The following is a 17,621-nucleotide window of genomic DNA, read 5'->3' on the forward strand; positions in this document are numbered from 1 at the left end:
TGATCACCTTAGCCTCGCGCCGTCACTCGGTCTTCAGATAGATCTCGGACCCCTGCTCTTTGAACTTCTCGCTCATCTGGGCCATGCCCAGTTCGGCGTTGTTCGGCGCGAGGCCGGCGGCGAAGTCGCGGACCTCGTGGCTGATCTTCATCGAGCAGAACTTGGGGCCGCACATCGAGCAGAAGTGGGCGGTCTTGTGCGCCTCCTTCGGCAGCGTCTCGTCGTGGAACTTGCGGGCCGTTTCCGGATCGAGGCCCAGATTGAACTGGTCCTCCCAACGGAACTCGAACCGCGCGCGGCTGATGGCGTCGTCCCACATCGCCGCGCCCGGGTGACCCTTGGCGAGGTCGGCGGCGTGGGCGGCCAGCTTGTAGGTGATGACGCCGGTCTTGACGTCGTCGCGGTCCGGCAGGCCCAGGTGCTCCTTGGGCGTGACGTAGCAGAGCATGGCCGTGCCGAACCAGCCGATCATCGCCGCCCCGATCGCCGAGGTGATGTGGTCGTAGCCAGGCGCGATGTCCGTGGTCAACGGGCCCAAGGTGTAGAAGGGGGCCTCGTGGCAGTGCTTCAGCTGCTCGTCCATGTTGGCCTTGATCTTGTGCATGGCCACGTGGCCCGGCCCTTCGATCATCACCTGGACGCCGTGCTTCCAGGCCACCTTGGTCAGTTCGCCCAGGGTGCGCAGTTCCGAGAACTGGGCCTCGTCATTGGCGTCGGCGGTCGAGCCCGGACGCAGGCCGTCGCCCAGCGAGAACGACACGTCGTAGGCGCGCATGATCTCGCAGATGTCCTCGAAGCGCTCGTAGAGGAAGTTCTCCTTGTGGTGCGCCAGGCACCACTTGGCCATGATCGAGCCGCCGCGCGAGACGATGCCGGTGACGCGCTTGGCGGTCATCGGGATGAACGGCAGGCGCACGCCGGCATGGATGGTGAAGTAGTCGACGCCCTGCTCGCACTGCTCGATCAGGGTGTCGCGGAAGACCTCCCAGTTCAGGTCCTCGGCCACGCCGTTGACCTTCTCCAGCGCCTGGTAGATCGGCACCGTGCCGATCGGCACGCTCGAATTGCGGATGATCCAGTCGCGGATGTTGTGGATGTTGCGGCCGGTCGACAGGTCCATGACCGTGTCCGCGCCCCAGCGCGTGGCCCAGACCAGCTTGTCGACCTCGTCGGCGACGGTCGAGAGCACCGCCGAGTTGCCGATATTGGCGTTGATCTTGACCAGGAAGTTGCGGCCGATCGCCATCGGCTCCAGCTCGCCGTGGTTGATGTTCGCCGGGATGATGGCGCGGCCGCGGGCGATTTCCTGGCGCACGAACTCGGGGGTCACGAAATCGGGGATCGAGGCGCCGAAGTCCTCGCCGTCGCGCACGCACGGGCGGTTCTGCTCGCGGCGCAGGTTCTCGCGGATGGCCACATATTCCATCTCGGCCGTGATGATCCCGGCGCGGGCGTATTCCAGCTGGGTGACCAGCTTGCCCGGCTTGGAGCGGTAGATCGGGCGGCTGTGGTCCGGGAACTCCGGGGCCAGATGCTTGCCCTGGGCGAAGCCGTTGTCCTCGGGCTTCACCTGGCGGGGATCGGTGACCAGCTCGACGTCGCCGCGCGCCACGACGAAGGCCTCGCGGGTGCGCGGCAGGCCCTTCTCGATGTCGATGCTGACGGTCGGGTCGCTGTAGGGACCCGAGGGGTCGTAGATCGTCACCGGCGGCTCGTTGGCCGACGGGTGGACGGCCACCTCCCGGAACGGCACGCGGATGTCGGGGAACAGCTCGCCGGCCTGATAGACCTTGCGCGAGCCGGGGATAGCACCGGTCGAGATGGTCTCGGCCACGGACTTGATGGTCGTCTGGATGTTCATATTCGGGCGCTCCTTCGGCTTCGAGGAGACCCGGACGTGTCGCGCTTAAGTCGGTTTACGGACGGCTGCGAGCTCCGGCCGCGTTCCCTCCCTTCGCCGGCATGACCCGGATCAGGTTCTACGGGTCAGGGCCTAAGCCCAATCTCAGCCGCGCGAGCGACCCCCCGGTGAACAACGGCCGGACACTAGGCCCCTTGACCTGAAGGTCAAGCGCCGCGTGCGCCGCGATCACGAAGCCGTCAACCGCGTTACCTTTGTCCTTGTCGACACGAATGGAGCGTGACCGCCTCAATCATCGCCTTCGAGGGCAAGTCCATGAAAGCTCAACCCGACCGTCGCGCCGTCCTGCTGGGCGCGCTCGCCGCCGGCCTCGCCACGCCAGCCCTGGCGCGTGCGACGGCCCGCAACATCGTCCTTGTCCACGGCGCCTGGGCCGATGGCTCATGCTGGAGCGAGGTGATCCCGCTCCTCCAAGCCAGGGGCTTCAACGTCACGGCGGTGCAGAACCCCCTCACCTCGCTGGCCGACGACGTGGCCGCGACCCGGCGGGCGCTGGCGCGGCAGGACGGCCCGACCGTGCTGGTCGGCCACTCGTGGGGCGGCGTGCCGATCACCGAGGCGGGCCTGGATCCCAAGGTCACCGCCCTGGTCTATGTCGCCGCCCGCGCGCCGGACGCCGGCGAGGACTTCAACGCCCTGGCGGCGACCTACCCGGCCATGCCGGCGCGAGCGGGCGTGGTGACGGTCGACGGCTATTCGTGGCTGTCGAAGGACGCTTTCGTGCGCTTCTTCGCTGGCGACCTCCCACCGGCCAGCGCCCTGGCGCTTTACGCCACCCAACAGCCTATCGCCGCCAGCCTGTTCGCCAGTAAGACCACGCTCGCCGCCTGGCGCGAGAAGCCCAGCTTCTACGCCGTGTCGGCCAACGACCAGACAACCAACCCGGACCTTGAGCGCTTCCTGGCCAAGCGGATGAACGCCACGACGATCGAGCTGCCGTCCAGCCACGTGGCGATGATCTCGCACCCCAAGGCGATCGCGGATCTGATCGTGACGGCGGCCTCATCCCGGTGAGTAGGCGCGGATCGTGACGTGACCCCCTGAAACTCCTCCAGAAATAATTGGTGTCCGGACCAGGAAAGGGACGGACGAATGAAGCGATCACGGTTCACGGAAGAACAGATCACCGGGATTCTGCGCGAGCAGGAGGCGAGCGTGCCGGTGGCGGACCTGTGCCGCAAGCACGGGCTCAGCTAGCCGACCTTCCACAAGTGGAAGGCCAAGTATGGCGGGCTGGACGTGTCGGAAGCGCGGCGACATGAATGCCTCCATCGCCTAGGTCGCCGCGTCGCCGTGCTCCCATTGCGACTTCGGAGCCGGCGTCATCTTCGCCTTCAGGGTCGCGGCGAGCCGAGCGCCTTGCTGCGTTGGACGGTTCCTTTGGCCCGCGCGCGATCCTGTCGCCCATCGCGAGCCGAGGCAGCTTATCCAGGGGCCTCGGCGACGATTTGACCTCGGTCAAGCCCGGCGGTCGACTTGACGAGGGTCAAGGTCGGCGACAATCGCCCAAGGTTAGCTGCGTTCATGGGGACGACGAACCAAAGGCCGCCGGACGGCGCAATCCAGCAGACCATCGCGCTGGCCGTGGCCATCGTCATCCTGGCCTTGCTGGCGATCCGCCTAGCCGACGTCATCCTGATGGCGTTCGGCGCCGTGCTCGTGGCGGTGCTGCTCAACGCGCTGGCCGAACCGCTCCACACGCAGCTTCGCCTGCGTCGCCCCTTGGCGCTGACGCTGGCCGTCGTCGTGACCATCGCGTGCGTCGCCGCCGCGATCTGGATCTTCGGCCGCCAGGCCGAGGCCCAGTTCCTGGCCCTCAACGCGGTGCTTCCGCGCGCCTGGGGCGAACTCCACGCGCGCTTGTCGACGGCGCCGTTCGGCGGCGCGGCCCTGGCCAAGCTGGAAGACTGGCGCGGCTTTGGCTGGTTGGTGAGCCTGGGCCCCAAGCTCGCCGCCGACGCGGCCGGCGGGTTGGCCGGAACTATCATCGTGCTGTTCGCGGGGCTCTATCTGGCCTACCATCCGGGTTCCTACGTGGGCGGCGCGCTCATGCTCTTTCCGCGGCCGCGTCGGGAACGGGCGCGGCAGGTGCTCGGCCAAATTCACCGCGCCCTGCGCCAATGGCTCATGGGGCAGCTTTGCTCGATGGCCCTTGTCGGCGTCACCACCGGGATCGGCCTGGCGGTCGTTGGCGTCCCCTCCGCCGCGGCGCTCGGCCTGATCGCCGGGATCGGCCAGTTCGTGCCGGTGATCGGTCCGATGGTCGCGCCCCTGCCCGGCCTGCTGGTCGCGCTGGAGTCCGGTCCTCAGACCCTGCTGTGGGCCGGACTGGTCTATCTGGTGTCGGCGCAGCTCGAAGCCAATCTGATCACCCCGCTGGTCTTGCGCCAACTGGCGCAGCTGCCGATGGCGGTGACCCTGTTCGCGGTGCTGGCCATGGGCGTCCTGCTCGGTCCCCTGGGCGTGTTGTTCGCCACCCCGCTCGCGGTCGTCGTCTACGTCTTCGTGCGCATGGTCTATGTGGAGGGCGTCCTGGGCGAGGATCTGGGCCCGCCGGCCTGAACGCCCGGCGTCCGCCGCCGGCCGAAACGAGGCCGGCGTCCCAGAGAGATGAGCGCCGCGCCGCTGCTGGCCAGGGCCAGACCCAGGAAGATCGCCGTCAGGTCCCGCGTTCGCCCCGCGCCCGCCACCACGACGCCAGCCAGACCGCTGGCGAGCGACGAGGCCAACACCCAGCGCCATACGCCGGCGGGCCGCAGATCCAGGGCCAGGACGAGCTCGCTGGCGCCGTCCAGGATCAGAACGGCGCCGATCAGCAGCGTGGCGGCCATCAGCCCGGCGTCGGGGTTGAAGAATAGAAAGGCGCCCGCGGCGACGGCCGCCAAGCTCGTCGCGATCCCGCCCCACAGGGACTTGCCCGTGGCGATGAGCAGCGACACCAGCAGCATGGCCGCGCCGAACAGCCACAGCAGCCAGCCGGCGAGCGCGCCGATAACCAGCGGCGCGACCCGCGGCAAGGCGGCCGCGGCCAGGCCGGCGGCGACCAGAACGGCCCCGAGCGCGGTCAAGACTTTTCGATGACGACGAGTCCTGGCGGCGATTCGACGCCCGATTCCGAGGGATGGACGATCCTGTTTCATTGGCGTCATCGGCCACCGTTGCGCGGCGGCGGCGCGCGGCGGCGATCCTTGAACAGTCGCCAACTCTCGCGCGCGTGCGCCGGATCGCCCAGCCGGCAGGCGGAGACGACGGCGCTCCACCAGCCCGGCCGCCCCGGTCTGATCGGCCGCAGTCGCCTCCCCTTGTTGAGCGCCTCGATCGCCGGAATGAGCCGGCCGACCTCCCCTCGCGTCGCGCTGAGCGCCGCTTCCGAGACGCCAAGATAGTGGGCCAGGAGAACGGCGCGCAGCTTTGCGACCTCGCGCCGCGTGTCCAGATCCCGCGCCTCGAGCGCGATCTCGCACTCAGTGTCGAAGCCTTCGGCGCGGTTGTTAAGGTTCGCCGAGCCGACACGGGCCACCCGATCATCGAACAGACTGACCTTGGAATGCACGACGATGGGTCGTCCTTGCGCCGTCTCCGGGGCGTAGGCGCGGAAGCGATCATACCTGTCGGCGCTTCTCAGCCGTCGGATCAGCGGCGCGCGGGCGGGATCCATGGTGAGACGGTCAAACCAGCTCGGCGCGCGCCCGGTGAGGACCAGGATCACCTCGGGTCCCTCGGGTTCGGCCAGTCGGCCCGCCAAGGCGTCCGCCAGCAGGTGCGAGGTGAAGTACTGGTTCTCCAGATAGATCGTCTCACGCGCGCTCGCGATGCAGGCCAGATGGAGCCGGAGGATCTCGTCCACCAAGGGGCGCCCTTTGTAGGCTGGCTCAGTCCGCGCGATGGCGACCGGCGTCTCCAGAAGATCAGCCGACTGGACCCGCGGCCACGCGGCGCCGACATCGTCGGCGACGAAGTCATCTCCCCAGGCGCGCGCCCATCGGCTCCTGAAGAGATCGGCCAGCGCCGCGGCCGCCGCGCCTTCAACCAGCACCATCACGTCGTGACGGGGCGCATGGCGCGCCCTATGCGGCAAGATGCGACGCGGCTCGTCGTCTCGATGTCCGCGCGTGTCCCAGCGGTTCACGGCGATGTCAGCGCCGCCGCAAAATGCGATTTCGCCGTCGATGACCACGACCTTTTGGTGATGGCATGCGCCGAAAGGAGCCTCGCCGTCCTCTCGATACCGGATCGGCGTGCCATGGAACGCCTTGCGCGCCCTGTGCTCCAGGATCCCGTGGCTACCGTTGATCGAAAGCGTCGACTTCCAGATCAGCACGCGCACGTCCAGCGCGGGATTGGCCTTGGCCAGGCGAATGAGCATCTGGCCGATCTCGTCGGGGTCGTTCTGCCCCTCATGGCCATCGGGCGCGAGGCGCGTGCGCGGATCAAAAGCCCACCCCAGGATCCAGATCGACTGCCTGGCCGCCTCGAAGGTCTCGAGTAGGGCGGCGTAGTAGGCCTGGGCGTCGATCAGGAACGCCAATCGCGTCGCCGTCTCCAGGCGCCAGCAAGTTTCGCCCGGGTGGAGGAGTGTCATAGCGAGTTCACGAACTTTTCCCATGGCTCCAGACGCACCGCGGGGGTTTTCCAGAAGCCCGCCTTCGCCGCGGCCACGCGACCGGCCTCGAAGGAGGCTTTCATGGCTTCGGTGTTGAAGTCGAGCATGACGCCGTTCGCCGCCGCGGCGGGGCGGGCGGGGATCGAGGCGACGCTCAAGGGGATGTTGTTGCCTATGCAGAACGTGGTCACGACATTCAGCGCCTGACGATAGGAGACCCGCAGCATCGTGTCGAAACTGCGGATCAGGACGGCCGGCAGGCTCGGCGATGTCGTGCGCGACGACGGATCGATCACCGTGTTGATGAGGACGTAGACGCGACCGCGCCGCAGTCGCCGGCCGACCCGCAGCCAGCGCAACAGGGCCTCGGGCAGGATGAACAGCGGCGTGGTGACGCCGCCGTCGACGTGCAGTTCGTCGAAGGGTTGGCCGTCCGCTTCGCAGCGGATCAGCCGCGGCGGAAACAGACCTGGCAGGCTGGCCGAGGCGGCGAGAACCAGCCGGAACATCTCCACGGCCGAGGATCCGCCGCGACACGCGATCTCGCCCATGTCCCAGATGGCCGGGCGCTGGCTGTCGAGATCGGTGGTGGCGATCAGCAGGCGGCGGTCGCGGCGATGCTCGGCGGCGACGGCGGCGACCAACGTCTCGTCGATGAACGGAGCGATCAACCCATCAAGGCTCTCGGCGGTCAGCAGCCCTCCCTGGAGCACGCCCGCGAGCGCTGTCCACCCGAAAAGCTCGGCGGCGCGGCCGCCCGTATAGGCCTGCTCCAGCCGCTCATCCCACGCCGGCCCCAGGAAGGCGAACGGCGCGATCAGGGCCCCCGTGCTAACTCCCGTGACGATATCGAAGCGCGGGCGGCGCCCGACCAGGCCAAGGCCCACCAGAACCCCGGCGCCATAGGCCCCGCCCGCGGCGCCGCCGGAGATGGCCAGCACGTTGAACTCGCCGCCGCCCAGCCGAGGGCGCGGAAGCGCCAGGCGCTCGGCGGCCGCCTCGAGCGAGGCTTCCGCCTCCTCGAAACTGAGTCGCACCCCAGCAAAGCCGCTCGGCTGGGCCGAGGGCGAGGGTGGCGCGGGCAGGCGGCGTGACCAGAGTTCGTCAAACGCCCAATCAAACTTGTGATCCGGCACCAAAACCTCACGACCAGCGGCGTCCAGGCGGGTCCATTCGTCCGCGAAAAGCGCACGACGCACGAACTTTGGCGCGCGCGGCTTGATCAAGGTCAAAACCAGCACGTCACGGCCTCGGTTTTCACTGGGCGCCCCTCGCCCGGTCAGGGGCGAGACGACGCCGAAACAGGCGCATCAGCCCCCGCCCTGGCCGCGGGAATCGGGATCGATCGGGGGCGATTTACTCGCGCTACGTCGTGCGTCAGAACCCAACTTGGCCAGTTGATCCAGATCAGTCCGCCCCGTCTTAGCCCGTCTAGGCTGCGTCAGAATTCCTCACGCGAGCCCCGCCGTGCGCCACTTCATCGACACCCAGGACTTCTCCAAGACCGAGCTCGTGTGGCTCATGGATCTGATCGGTCTCCTAAAGACCGCGGATCGCGAGCGCGCGCTGCCGCCGCTGTTAGCGGGCGCATCTCTGGGCATGATCTTCGAGGAGCCGTCGACCCGCACACGGATCTCCTTCGAGGTGGCGATGACCAAGCTGGGCGGTCATGCGCTCTATCTCAAACCCGGCGAGATACACCTGGGCGTGCGCGAGAGCATCAAGGACTCCGCGCGCGTGATCAGCCGCATGGTCGACGCGATCGAGGCCCGGACGCTCAAACACGCCACGGTGACCGAGCTGGCCCGCTACGCGACCGTGCCCGTGATCAATGGCCTGACCGACTATAATCACCCGACCCAGGTGCTCTGCGACGTCTTCACCATGCGCGAGCACCGCCCGCCCGGAAAGCCCCTCGAAGCCCTCAAGGTGGCCTTCATCGGCGATGCGACCAACGTCTGCTCCTCGCTGATGATGATCTGCACCCAGATGGGCATGGAGTTCGTGCATTGCGCGCCGGGCCGCTATCAGGCGCCGGAGGCCTGGCAATCAGTGGCCAGGGCCAATTGCGCGCAGTCGGGGGGCCGGTTCTCGACGACCGACGACCCGGCCGCCGCCGTCGCCGACGCCGATTTCGTCTATACCGACCTTTGGTGGTGGATCGGCCAGGAGGCCGAAATTCCCGAGCGCAAGGCCGCGTTCATGCCGGCGTACCAGGTGACCCCGGCGCTTCTGGACAAGGCCTCACCTCACGTCAAGTTCATGCATTGCCTGCCTGCGTCTCGCGGCGTCGAAGTCATCGACGCGGTGATGGATGGCCCAAGATCGATCATCTACGACCAGGCCGAGAACCGCCTGCACGCGGAGAAGGCCATTCTCGTGGCCTTCGTTCGCCCGCGCCTCAAGATCCCCTCGGCCAAGCGCTCGGCGCAGTACGCCCATGCCCTGGGCGCCTTCCTGCACGATCACCGCTTGGCGGGGGCCGGCGCGCCCGCCGCACAGCACGAGGATTGAACCCATGACCGAGCCGTCAACCGCTCGAGCCCGCCCGCGCTTCGCGCGTGTCATGGGCCTGCTCGATGTCACCCTCTTCACCGTCTGCGCGATCCTCGTGATCGACACTTTGGCCGCTTCGGCGGCGATCGGCGCTTCGGCCCTGAGTTGGTGGGTGATCACCTTCGGCCTGTTCTTCATTCCCTACGGGCTGATCGCCGCCGAACTGGGCGCGGCCTATCCCGGCGAGGGTGGGATCCAGACCTGGATCCGCCGCGCCTTTGGCGACCGTTGGGCGGCCCGCGCCACCTGGTACTACTGGGTCAATGTCGCGCTGTGGATGCCCTCCGGCTACATCCTGCTGGCGGGCCTGATCTCTCAGATCACGGGCGTGGAGATGGGGCTCTGGAGCAAGATCCTGATCGGGATCGTGGCGACTTGGCTCACGGTGCTGATCGGGATCACCAGGCTGTCGGCCGCCAAATGGGTGCCCAATCTGGGCGCTGTCATCAAGGCTGGCATCATGCTGCTGATCGGTGGGGCTGGGCTTTACGTCCTGCTCACGCGCGGCGCGGCCAACGATCTGTCCTGGGCCAGCCTGACGCCGCGGTGGGGCGCAGGCTTGGGTTTTCTTCCGGTCATCGTCTACAACTTCATGGGCTTTGAGCTCGTCTCCGGGGCTGGCGAGGAGATGCGCAATCCGGGGCGAGACATCCCCATCGCGGTGATCACCGCGGGCCTGCTGATCTCGGCTTTCTATCTGCTGGCCACCTTCGGCATCCTCGTGGCTCTGCCGATCGCCGACATTGGCCTGATCGAGGGCCTTCTCGACACCCTGCGCGCCCTGCTGGCCGGCGCGCCGGCCTTGAACCTCATCATCGTCGTGCTGGGCGGCGCGGCGGTGTTCACGATCCTGGCCAACTTGGTGACTTGGTCGATGGGGGCCAACCGCGCCGCGCAGGCCGCGGCGGCCGACGGCGAGCTGCCCAAGGTGTTTGGCCTGCTGCGCAAATCCAACCAGACGCCGGTGGGCGCCTATGTGCTGACGGGCCTGGTTTCGACCGGCGTGATCATCGCCTACGGCGTGCTGGCCCGTAGCGCCGAGGACCTGTTCTGGTCCTTGTTCGCCTTCAGCTCGGTGATCTTCCTTCTGCCCTACCTGACGCTCTTTCCAGCCTTTCTGCGCCTTCGGCACAAGGATGGGGCGACGCCCCGCCCCTACCGCGTTCCCGGCGGGGTCCTGGGCGCGTGGATCCTGGCGGCGCTGTGCACCCTGTTCATCCTCCAGGCCATCGTCTTCTTCCTCTGGGTTCCGGGCGTTGCGGTCGACTGGAGCAAGACGGGCCCGATCCTGGCCGGGATCACCGTCACCCTGGCGATCGGGGAAGGGGTGATCGGCGCGATGAAGGCCAACCGCCGCGCGCCCCGGCCCTCTCCGCCCCTGCCCCAAACCCCGTCAGCCTAAGCCGTAAACCGCCCAGGCCGACAGCTCTCGAACGGACCGCTTCCATGAGCCGCCTCCTGACCACCACGCCGCGCGCCGACGGCTTCCACATGCCCGCCGAGTGGGAGCCGCACGCTGGTTGCTGGATGCTCTGGCCCGAGCGCTCCGACAACTGGCGCGGCGGCGCCAAGCCGGCCCAGCACGCCTTCGCCGCCGTGGCCGCCGCCATCGTTCAGGGCGAGCCCGTCACCGTCTGCGTCTCGCCAGCGCAGTACGTCATCGCCCGAGAAATGCTCGACCCGGCGGTGCGCGTGGTGGAGATGACCAGCAACGACGCCTGGATCCGCGATTGCGGGCCCAGCTTCGTGGTCGATGGGGACGGCCGCGTGCGAGGCGTCGACTGGAAGTTCAACGCCTGGGGCGGCTTGGCGGGGGGGCTCTACTTTCCCTGGGACCAGGACGATCTGGTGGGCGAGAAGGTCATCGAACTCGAGCGAGACGATCGCTACGGGCCCGACTTCATTCTCGAAGGCGGCTCCATCGATGTCGACGGCCAGGGCACGGTCCTGGCCACACGGGAATGCCTGCTCAACCCCAACCGCAACCCCGGCCTTGGCCAGAGCCAGATCGAACAGCGCCTACGCGACTATTTGGGCGTGGAGACCGTGATCTGGCTCGACCAGGGCGTCTATCTCGACGAGACGGACGGTCACGTCGACAATCTCTGTCGCTTCGTGGCGCCCGGCGAGGTCGTCCTGACCTGGACCGATGATCTGTCCGACCCGCAATGGCCCCGCTCGGCGGCGGCGCTGGGGGTTCTGAGCGGCGCGCGAGACGCTAAAGGCCGGGCTTTGCGGGTCCATAAATTGCGCCAGCCCGCGCCCGTGGTGATCACCGCCCAAGAGGCGGCGGGCGTTGATCGCGTGCCGGGCACACTGCCCCGTCAAGCCGGCGACCGAATGGCGGCCTCCTACGTCAACTTCTACATCGCAAACGGCGTTGTGGTGGCCCCGGCCTTCGATGATCCTCAAGACGCACCCGCCCACGCGCTCCTGGCCAAACTGTTCGCGGATCGCAGGGTCGTGGGCGTGCCGGCCCGCGAGATCCTCCTGGGCGGAGGCAACATCCATTGCATCACCCAGCAGGAGCCCGCCGGCGGCGGGCCCGCGACGATCGTGCGGCGGGCTTAGGAATGCGACAGGTCATCGCTCTTGGCGGCAACGCCCTGCTCAAAAGAAGCGAGGTCGCTTCGGTCGAGAACCAGAGGCGCAACATCGCCCAAGCGGCCGGCCCCTTGGCGCGCGCCTGCGAGGGCGTCGAGACCGCCCTGGTTCACGGCAACGGTCCGCAGATCGGGCTGCTGGCGCTGCAGGCCCAGGCCTACGAAGACGTTCCGGCCTATCCGCTCGATGTCCTGGGCGCGGAGGCCCAAGGCATGGTGGGGTATCTGCTGGCCCAGGCGCTGAGCGCGGCCTATCCCCAGCGCGCCACCCTTGGCGTGGTGACCCAGACCCGCGTCGACGCCAAGGATGCGGCCTTCGATCGCCCCACCAAACCGATCGGTCCGATCTACCCGCTCAGCCAGGCCCTGTCCCTGGCCGCCGCGCGCGGGTGGTCCTTCGCGATGGACGGGGCGGGTCAACGTCGCGTCGTCCCCTCGCCCGCGCCGCTGGAGATCATCGAGCACGCGACAATCGAAACGCTGGTGGCTCGCGGCGTCCTGGTGATCTGCGCGGGCGGCGGCGGCGCGCCGGTGATCCGCGACGGGGCCGGCCGACTGCTTGGCGTCGAGGCGGTGATAGACAAGGACTTGGTCGCCGCGCTTTTGGCGATCCGCCTGGGGGCCGATCGGCTGATCATCCTCACCGACGTCGACGCTCTCTATAGGGGCTGGGGCGGCCCGGCCCCAACGGCCCTGAAACGGGTCCGCGCCGCCGAGCTTGTGGAGGCCGAGTTCGCCGAGGGCACCATGAGACCAAAGGTCCGGGCCGCGCGCCAGTTTGTCGAAGCCACCGGCCGGGAGGTGCTGATCGGGGCCTTGGATGATCTGCCTGGGCTGCTGGACGGCGCGAGTGGAACCCGGCTGGTGGCGTGACGCACGGGCCGTTCGAACCACGGTGTCGACGCTCTGGTCACGTCCGCCCCCCAAGCCGCCGCTCCGATGTTTGGAGATGGAACTGGGCGCTTGCTCGGGGGAAGTGACCGTCGGCTCCAAGGCCATGCCGCGGATGCGGCAAGGGCCCGGATTTGCGCGGCGGATCTGAGGATGAATCGGGCGGATCCAGACGACGACGAACGTTGCGGCGGCGCCCAGGCCATGGCCGCCCGTCTGGCGGCGCAAAAGCCGGACGCCCAGATTCGGGGGGCGGTCGCGCCGATGATCGCGCGCCGCGGACAGGAAGTCATCGTAGGCTTGACTCCGGATCCCACGCTTGGCCGCCATCGTCCCCCGAAGTGTCTGTCAGCGCCCCATGACCAGCGGCAACTGAGCCGCATCCAGCATGCGTCGCGTGACGCCGCCGAAGATTTCTTCCGTCAAGCGACCGTGGCCGAACGCGCCCATCACGCAGTACCCTATGCCCTGGGCGGCGCAGGCCGTGAGGATCAGGTCGTCAGGCTTGGCGCCTTCGGCGGCGACCCGTTCGACCACGGCGTGAATGCCGTGCTTGGACAGATAAAGCGCGGCCGCCTCGGCCGAAGCACCCTTGCCGCCGTCCTCCACGGTGAACAGGCGTACGGAGCTCGCCAGTTTGAGCAGCGGCACGCAGGCGCGCAGCGTCGCCGCGACGGCCTGGGAGCCATCCCACGCCACCAGAACTGGCCCGCTGGCGTCGAAACGGCGAACCTGATCAGGCGCGGCGACGACCGGACAGCGCGCTTGGGCAAGGATCGAGGCCACTACGCCGCGCGGCTCCAGGTCCCGCCAGGTGTCGCGCTTGCTGTTGACGACGATGATGTCCGAAAGTCCCGCCTCCTGCATCAGGCAATGGGTAAAATCGCCGGTCGTGTCGATCCAGTCCCAGGCCACCGCCTCTTGCGTAAGGCGCGCTTGGAGCTCGGCTCTGTTGGCCGCTTCGACCTTGCGCTCCTCGGCCAGGACCATCGCCTCGGCGGCGCCGCCGATATCACCGATGAATGTCGGGATGGGGGTGACGTCGACGCAGGTCAGATGCCCGTCGAGGGAGCGGGTCAGGTCCAGGGCCGCCTGCAGGCGGGCTTCTTGGCCCGCGTCGTCATGCACAAGCAAAAGTACCGTTTTCATCACCGCCTCCATGGCGCTTCGCCGGATTGGCGATCGACCCTAGGAGGGCGGAAAAGCCGAAGAAATGCGGGATTATACGGATACCGCTACCGCGCGAGACCTCTAAGCGTCCGAGGTTTCTCAAGATATTTCCAAGAGCTAGGAAGGTCTAAGTATTGTCCACGATGGGCGAAATCTGATCGCTGGCTTATCCCTGCTTCAACGTTTCAGGGAGAGCCGCCATGTCCATGCCAGGTTTTCTAGCGTCCAGCGCCGCGTTGGCGATCGCGCCGCGTCCCACCCGGGACGATTTCACTCTCATCGGCGTCAGCATGAGCTTTGCGGGCGATGAGGAGATCTACGCCCAGGACGAGGAGACCGACATGGTCTACCAGGTCCAGAGCGGCGCGGTCCGCGCCTCGCGCCTGCTCAGCGACGGCCGCCGCCAGATCGCTGGCTTCTACTATCCGGGCGACCTTTTTGGCCTGGAGACGGGTCCTGTGTATCGCTCCTCGGCGGAAGCCTTGGGCGCGGCCCGGATTCTGGTGACCAAGCGCGCGGCGCTCAAGCATTATGGCGAGGCCGGAGAGCGCCTGGAGCGCCTCATCTGGCGGGCCACGGGCGGCGAACTGGAACGCGCCCACGAACACATGATGCTCCTGGCCCGCAAGAGCGCCGTCGAAAGGCTGGCTGGCTTCCTGTCGCAGATCGCCAAGCGCCAGCCTGGCCCCAGCTGCGACCTGCCGATGGGCCGCCAGGACATCGCCGACCATCTAGGGTTGAGCATCGAGACGGTTTCGCGGATGTTCACCCAGCTGCAAGGCGATGGCCTGATCGCCTTGGACGGCTGCCGCCGCTTTCGGGTGCTGGCCGCTCCTCGGCTGGCGCACCTGGCGCTCGCCTAAGCCCGAGGCGCGGCCTTCGGGAGGTTCCCATGTCGCAAGACGATCTCAAGGCGGCCCCCGCGCCGCGCGATCCGGAAGCGGCCAAGGCGCTGGCCTTGGACATCCTGGCCCACGGGCGACTGATGACCCTGGCCACCGTACGGCCCGACGGATGGCCGCAGGCCACGGTGGTCAACTACCTGGCCGAGGGTCTGTCGCTGTTCTTCTTGGTGGCCCGCGATAGCCAGAAGCTGGCCAATGTCACTCACGATTCTCGCGTCGCCATCGCCCTGGGCGCCGAGATCGAGGGCGCGCCGCTGGGCCTGTCCATGGCCGCCTGGGTGAGCCAGGTCGACGACCCGGTTCGCATCCAGGCGCTCAACCGCCGCATCTGGGGCGCGCCGGACGATCAGCGCTTCGCCCCTCATCCATCCGGCGTCTCCGTGGCGCTTCTGGAGGCCCGTCCAAAGCTGCTGTCGCTGATCGACTACAGCTCCGCCGCCGCCGCGGCCCAGCATTTTTCGGTGCAAACCGATTGGCGACTGACGCCCGTCGCCGTGCCGCACGGCGATGACATCGCCGCCTCGCCGCCGGCTTGAGGCCGGTCAAACCCGTCCCGCTCGTGGGGCGCACACTGCATGAGGATTTCCTTCTGGGATCCCAAACTTGGAGTCGAGACGATGCAAGACAAGACGATCAAGAAGATGGTGCAGGAAGAGCTGGAGTGGGAGCCGAGCATCGACGCCGCCGACGTTGGCGTGACGGTCGAGAACGGCGTGGTGCGGCTGACCGGCCATGTGGCCAACTACCTGCAGAAGATGTCGGCCGAGGCCTGCATCAAGCGCGTCAAGGGCGTGCGCGGCTATGTCGATGACCTGCAGATCCGCGTGTTCGCTGACATCTTGTCGGACGAAGCCATCGCCGGCCGCGTGGCCAATCTCATCGATTGGCACGTTTCGGTGCCGGCCGGGGCGGTGAAGGTCAAGGTCGACAAGGGCTTCGTGACCCTGTCGGGATCGGTCGACTGGCAGTTCCAGCGGTCGGCCGCCGAAAGCGGCGTGCGCAGCATCCAGGGCGTTCGAGGCCTCTACAACCAGATCGAGGTCAAGCCACACGTGGAAGCCTCGGACATCAAGCGGCGTATCGAAAGCGCCCTGTCGCGCCAAGCCGATCTGGACGCTGACGCCATTCGTGTCTCCGTTGACGGCGGCAAGGTGCGGCTAGACGGCAAGGTGCGCGCCTGGTTCGAGCGCGACATCGCCGAACGCGCCGCCTGGGCCGCTCCGGGCGTCAGCGCCGTCGAGGACCGCGTCTCCATCGGCGTCTGAACGCCGAGGCGGCGGTCGCGGCGCCGAGCCCACACCCCGACGTCGCGCTCCCTCGTGCGTCTTTCCCCGCCGCATGAGCCCTGGCCGTCCCACCGCCCCGGCGGGACGGCCATTTCTTTTTGTTCCTGGCTCGCCAGGATCGCTCGGCCCTTGAAGGTGCGGTCATGGCGCTACAGTCAGCGGGCATTCTGGTCTGGCGCGGCGATCCCGGTGCGCCGCAATTCCTGCTGGTCCATCCCGGCGGGCCCTATTGGCGTCACCGCGACGCCGGCGCCTGGTCGATCCCCAAGGGACTGGTCGCCCCCGGCGAAACGACCCAAGACGCCGCGCGCCGGGAATTTTCCGAGGAGACGGGACTGACGCTCACCGCGCCGCTTGAGGCGCTGACGCCACGCCCGGCCTATCGCGGCAAGACCATTTCGCCCTGGCTCGCCCCCGCCGATCTCGACCTCGCCGGCTTTCACAGCGGATCCTTCCGCCTGGAATGGCCGCCGCGATCGGGACGATGGACCAAGGCGCCCGAGGTCGACGCCTTGGCCTATTTCGATCTGGCGACAGCCTTGGACAAGATCCTTGTCGGCCAACGCCCGATCGTGGCGGAGGCCGCCGATAGGATCGCGGCCGGCGGCTGACCGGCTCCACGTTCAGTGATGCAAGATCAGAGAGATGGGCGAGCAATCAAGCATGGCGCGGCCCGTCTGACCCGCGGGTCGTCGTCAACCGTATGGCTCGGAGCCGGCCTGTTCGGCGAACGCGCGCATGGCTCGAGACAGCTTGGCGACTGCGGCGGAGTCGCAGGGCTGGGAAGGGTCTTCGAGCAGAGGCTCGATCAGACCAGACACAAAGCTGGCGCCCCCCGCATAGGCCAGGGCCCAGCCCGGGAAGCGACGGGTGTCTAGAGCGCCCTGCTGAACGACGCGCACCTGGTGGTGGCGGCCATCGCGGTTGATGCTGGTCATCAAAACGTCGAGGGCCGCCACATCGCCTTCGAGCGTCTGGGCAAAGGCGCGGCCGGTCCACATCAGAGCGCCCGTCACACCCAGACCAGCGTTGCGCGCAACCGACACCTTGACGATGTCGGCGACCGCCTCAGCCCCCTGGGTCGGACTAACCCGGCTGCGGCTGACGTAGAGGAGCTCGCTTAGGGGGCGTTGCATGGTGGGGACCTTAAGGCGTGGCGGCTGCGTGGGTGTGAAAAGCCTCACGCGTCGGACAATCGCAGCGAGCGAAGGTGATCACGCAGGTCATCTGGCGTGTCGCCCAGTCGATCGGCCGCCGAATCATGGCGCAGCTTGGCGCGCAAGGCCGGGCTGAGCGCGACGCGCAGCAGTCCAAGCGCACGTGGGGGCGCGAACATCACCAAGGCGTCGAAGCGCTCGCTGCGCACCAGGCGCTCCAGCCGCTCGCCGAGCCGGACTAGGAAGTCCCGCGCCGTCTTGTCGGCGCGGCTTTCGGTCGCCAGCCCATGCAGGGCATGTCCCATCCGGTCGTGCACCGCGCCGACCGGCGGCCGCGATCCGGGGTGCGCCTCAAGACCGGCCAGCCAGTCGGCGTGCTCGATGAGCCGACCGCCGCGGCGCGCCTCATCGAAGACCCGCGCCCGCTCTCCATCGGCGACGATCACCAAGGTTCTCATGTCCGGTGTCATGGCGCTACCTCCCAGCTTGCGCCAGTTTCGCCGGTCTACTCACGGCCATCATGACCCAG

General features: G+C 67.9%; 17 protein-coding genes, 1 pseudogene and 1 riboswitch. Of the genes and pseudogenes, 11 read left to right on the forward strand and 7 right to left on the reverse strand.

Annotation, left to right across the window (positions count from 1 at the left end):
* Window positions 1-22: 22 nt before the first annotated feature.
* Entirely contained in the window at window positions 23-1,861 is a 1,839-nt protein-coding gene (gene thiC / locus ACW173_RS22700; RefSeq protein ID WP_492082325.1) for a phosphomethylpyrimidine synthase ThiC, read from the reverse strand.
* A 71-nt stretch (window positions 1,862-1,932) separates the two neighbouring features.
* Window positions 1,933-2,038: riboswitch (TPP riboswitch) on the reverse strand.
* A gap of 102 nt (window positions 2,039-2,140) precedes the next feature.
* Between thiC and ACW173_RS22705 the strand changes: the two genes are divergently transcribed.
* From ACW173_RS22705 to ACW173_RS22715, 3 genes and pseudogenes are all read left to right on the forward strand, one after another.
* On the forward strand, window positions 2,141-2,935 hold the full coding sequence (locus tag ACW173_RS22705) for an alpha/beta fold hydrolase (protein ID WP_492082326.1): 795 nt from the start codon (window positions 2,141-2,143) through the stop codon (window positions 2,933-2,935).
* Between the two features lie 78 nt (window positions 2,936-3,013).
* A pseudogene (locus ACW173_RS22710) lies at window positions 3,014-3,190 on the forward strand (transposase); the annotation flags it as partial.
* 255 nt (window positions 3,191-3,445) lie between these two features.
* Window positions 3,446-4,483 (forward strand): AI-2E family transporter, encoded by a 1,038-nt coding sequence (locus ACW173_RS22715; protein WP_492082328.1) that lies wholly within the window; start codon window positions 3,446-3,448, stop codon window positions 4,481-4,483.
* Here the strand turns inward: ACW173_RS22715 and ACW173_RS22720 are convergent.
* From ACW173_RS22720 to ACW173_RS22730, 3 genes are all read right to left on the reverse strand, one after another.
* Window positions 4,438-4,989: a DUF308 domain-containing protein gene (locus ACW173_RS22720; protein ID WP_492082329.1), complete on the reverse strand. Its 552-nt coding sequence runs from the start codon at window positions 4,987-4,989 to the stop codon at window positions 4,438-4,440. The two genes, ACW173_RS22715 and ACW173_RS22720, sit on opposite strands and share 46 nt — an antisense overlap.
* Window positions 4,990-5,066: 77 nt before the next feature.
* Window positions 5,067-6,449: a phospholipase D-like domain-containing protein gene (locus ACW173_RS22725; RefSeq protein ID WP_492082331.1), complete on the reverse strand. Its 1,383-nt coding sequence runs from the start codon at window positions 6,447-6,449 to the stop codon at window positions 5,067-5,069.
* 50 nt (window positions 6,450-6,499) lie between these two features.
* Window positions 6,500-7,756, reverse strand: coding sequence for a patatin-like phospholipase family protein (locus ACW173_RS22730; RefSeq protein ID WP_492082332.1), 1,257 nt, complete (start codon window positions 7,754-7,756; stop codon window positions 6,500-6,502).
* A gap of 235 nt (window positions 7,757-7,991) precedes the next feature.
* On the opposite strand from ACW173_RS22730, the gene ptcA reads away from it, so the two are divergent.
* From ptcA to ACW173_RS22750, 4 genes are read left to right on the forward strand one after another with little or no spacing between them, the layout of a single operon-like run.
* Entirely contained in the window at window positions 7,992-9,038 is a 1,047-nt protein-coding gene (gene ptcA / locus ACW173_RS22735; RefSeq protein ID WP_492082334.1) for a putrescine carbamoyltransferase, read from the forward strand.
* 4 nt (window positions 9,039-9,042) lie between these two features.
* On the forward strand, window positions 9,043-10,482 hold the full coding sequence (locus tag ACW173_RS22740; RefSeq protein ID WP_492082335.1) for an APC family permease: 1,440 nt from the start codon (window positions 9,043-9,045) through the stop codon (window positions 10,480-10,482).
* 44 nt (window positions 10,483-10,526) lie between these two features.
* Window positions 10,527-11,651 (forward strand): agmatine deiminase, encoded by a 1,125-nt coding sequence (gene aguA, locus ACW173_RS22745; protein ID WP_492082336.1) that lies wholly within the window; start codon window positions 10,527-10,529, stop codon window positions 11,649-11,651.
* Between the two features lie 2 nt (window positions 11,652-11,653).
* Window positions 11,654-12,556, forward strand: a complete 903-nt coding sequence (locus tag ACW173_RS22750; protein WP_492082338.1) for a carbamate kinase — start codon at window positions 11,654-11,656, stop codon at window positions 12,554-12,556.
* Window positions 12,557-12,922: 366 nt separating this feature from the next.
* Here ACW173_RS22750 and ACW173_RS22755 read toward each other — a convergent pair whose 3' ends face one another.
* Window positions 12,923-13,735 (reverse strand): universal stress protein, encoded by an 813-nt coding sequence (locus ACW173_RS22755; protein WP_492082339.1) that lies wholly within the window; start codon window positions 13,733-13,735, stop codon window positions 12,923-12,925.
* Window positions 13,736-13,944: 209 nt separating this feature from the next.
* Between ACW173_RS22755 and ACW173_RS22760 the strand changes: the two genes are divergently transcribed.
* The 4 genes from ACW173_RS22760 to ACW173_RS22775 all read left to right on the forward strand — a co-directional run bounded on the left by ACW173_RS22760 (window position 13,945) and on the right by ACW173_RS22775 (window position 16,546).
* Window positions 13,945-14,607, forward strand: coding sequence for a helix-turn-helix domain-containing protein (locus ACW173_RS22760; RefSeq protein WP_492082340.1), 663 nt, complete (start codon window positions 13,945-13,947; stop codon window positions 14,605-14,607).
* A 29-nt stretch (window positions 14,608-14,636) separates the two neighbouring features.
* Window positions 14,637-15,185 (forward strand): pyridoxamine 5'-phosphate oxidase family protein, encoded by a 549-nt coding sequence (locus tag ACW173_RS22765; RefSeq protein ID WP_492082341.1) that lies wholly within the window; start codon window positions 14,637-14,639, stop codon window positions 15,183-15,185.
* 81 nt (window positions 15,186-15,266) lie between these two features.
* Window positions 15,267-15,914 carry a BON domain-containing protein gene (locus ACW173_RS22770; protein ID WP_492082342.1) on the forward strand — a complete coding sequence of 216 codons (648 nt, stop codon included), beginning with the start codon at window positions 15,267-15,269 and terminating at the stop codon, window positions 15,912-15,914.
* A 164-nt stretch (window positions 15,915-16,078) separates the two neighbouring features.
* Window positions 16,079-16,546, forward strand: a complete 468-nt coding sequence (locus ACW173_RS22775; RefSeq protein WP_492082344.1) for an NUDIX domain-containing protein — start codon at window positions 16,079-16,081, stop codon at window positions 16,544-16,546.
* 84 nt (window positions 16,547-16,630) lie between these two features.
* On the opposite strand, the gene ACW173_RS22780 is transcribed toward ACW173_RS22775, so the two are convergent.
* Window positions 16,631-17,071, reverse strand: coding sequence for a BLUF domain-containing protein (locus ACW173_RS22780; protein ID WP_492082345.1), 441 nt, complete (start codon window positions 17,069-17,071; stop codon window positions 16,631-16,633).
* A 44-nt stretch (window positions 17,072-17,115) separates the two neighbouring features.
* Window positions 17,116-17,562 (reverse strand): host attachment protein, encoded by a 447-nt coding sequence (locus ACW173_RS22785; RefSeq protein WP_492082346.1) that lies wholly within the window; start codon window positions 17,560-17,562, stop codon window positions 17,116-17,118.
* Window positions 17,563-17,621 lie beyond the last annotated feature (59 nt).

It is taken from the genome of Caulobacter sp. ALps2, assembly GCF_058681635.1.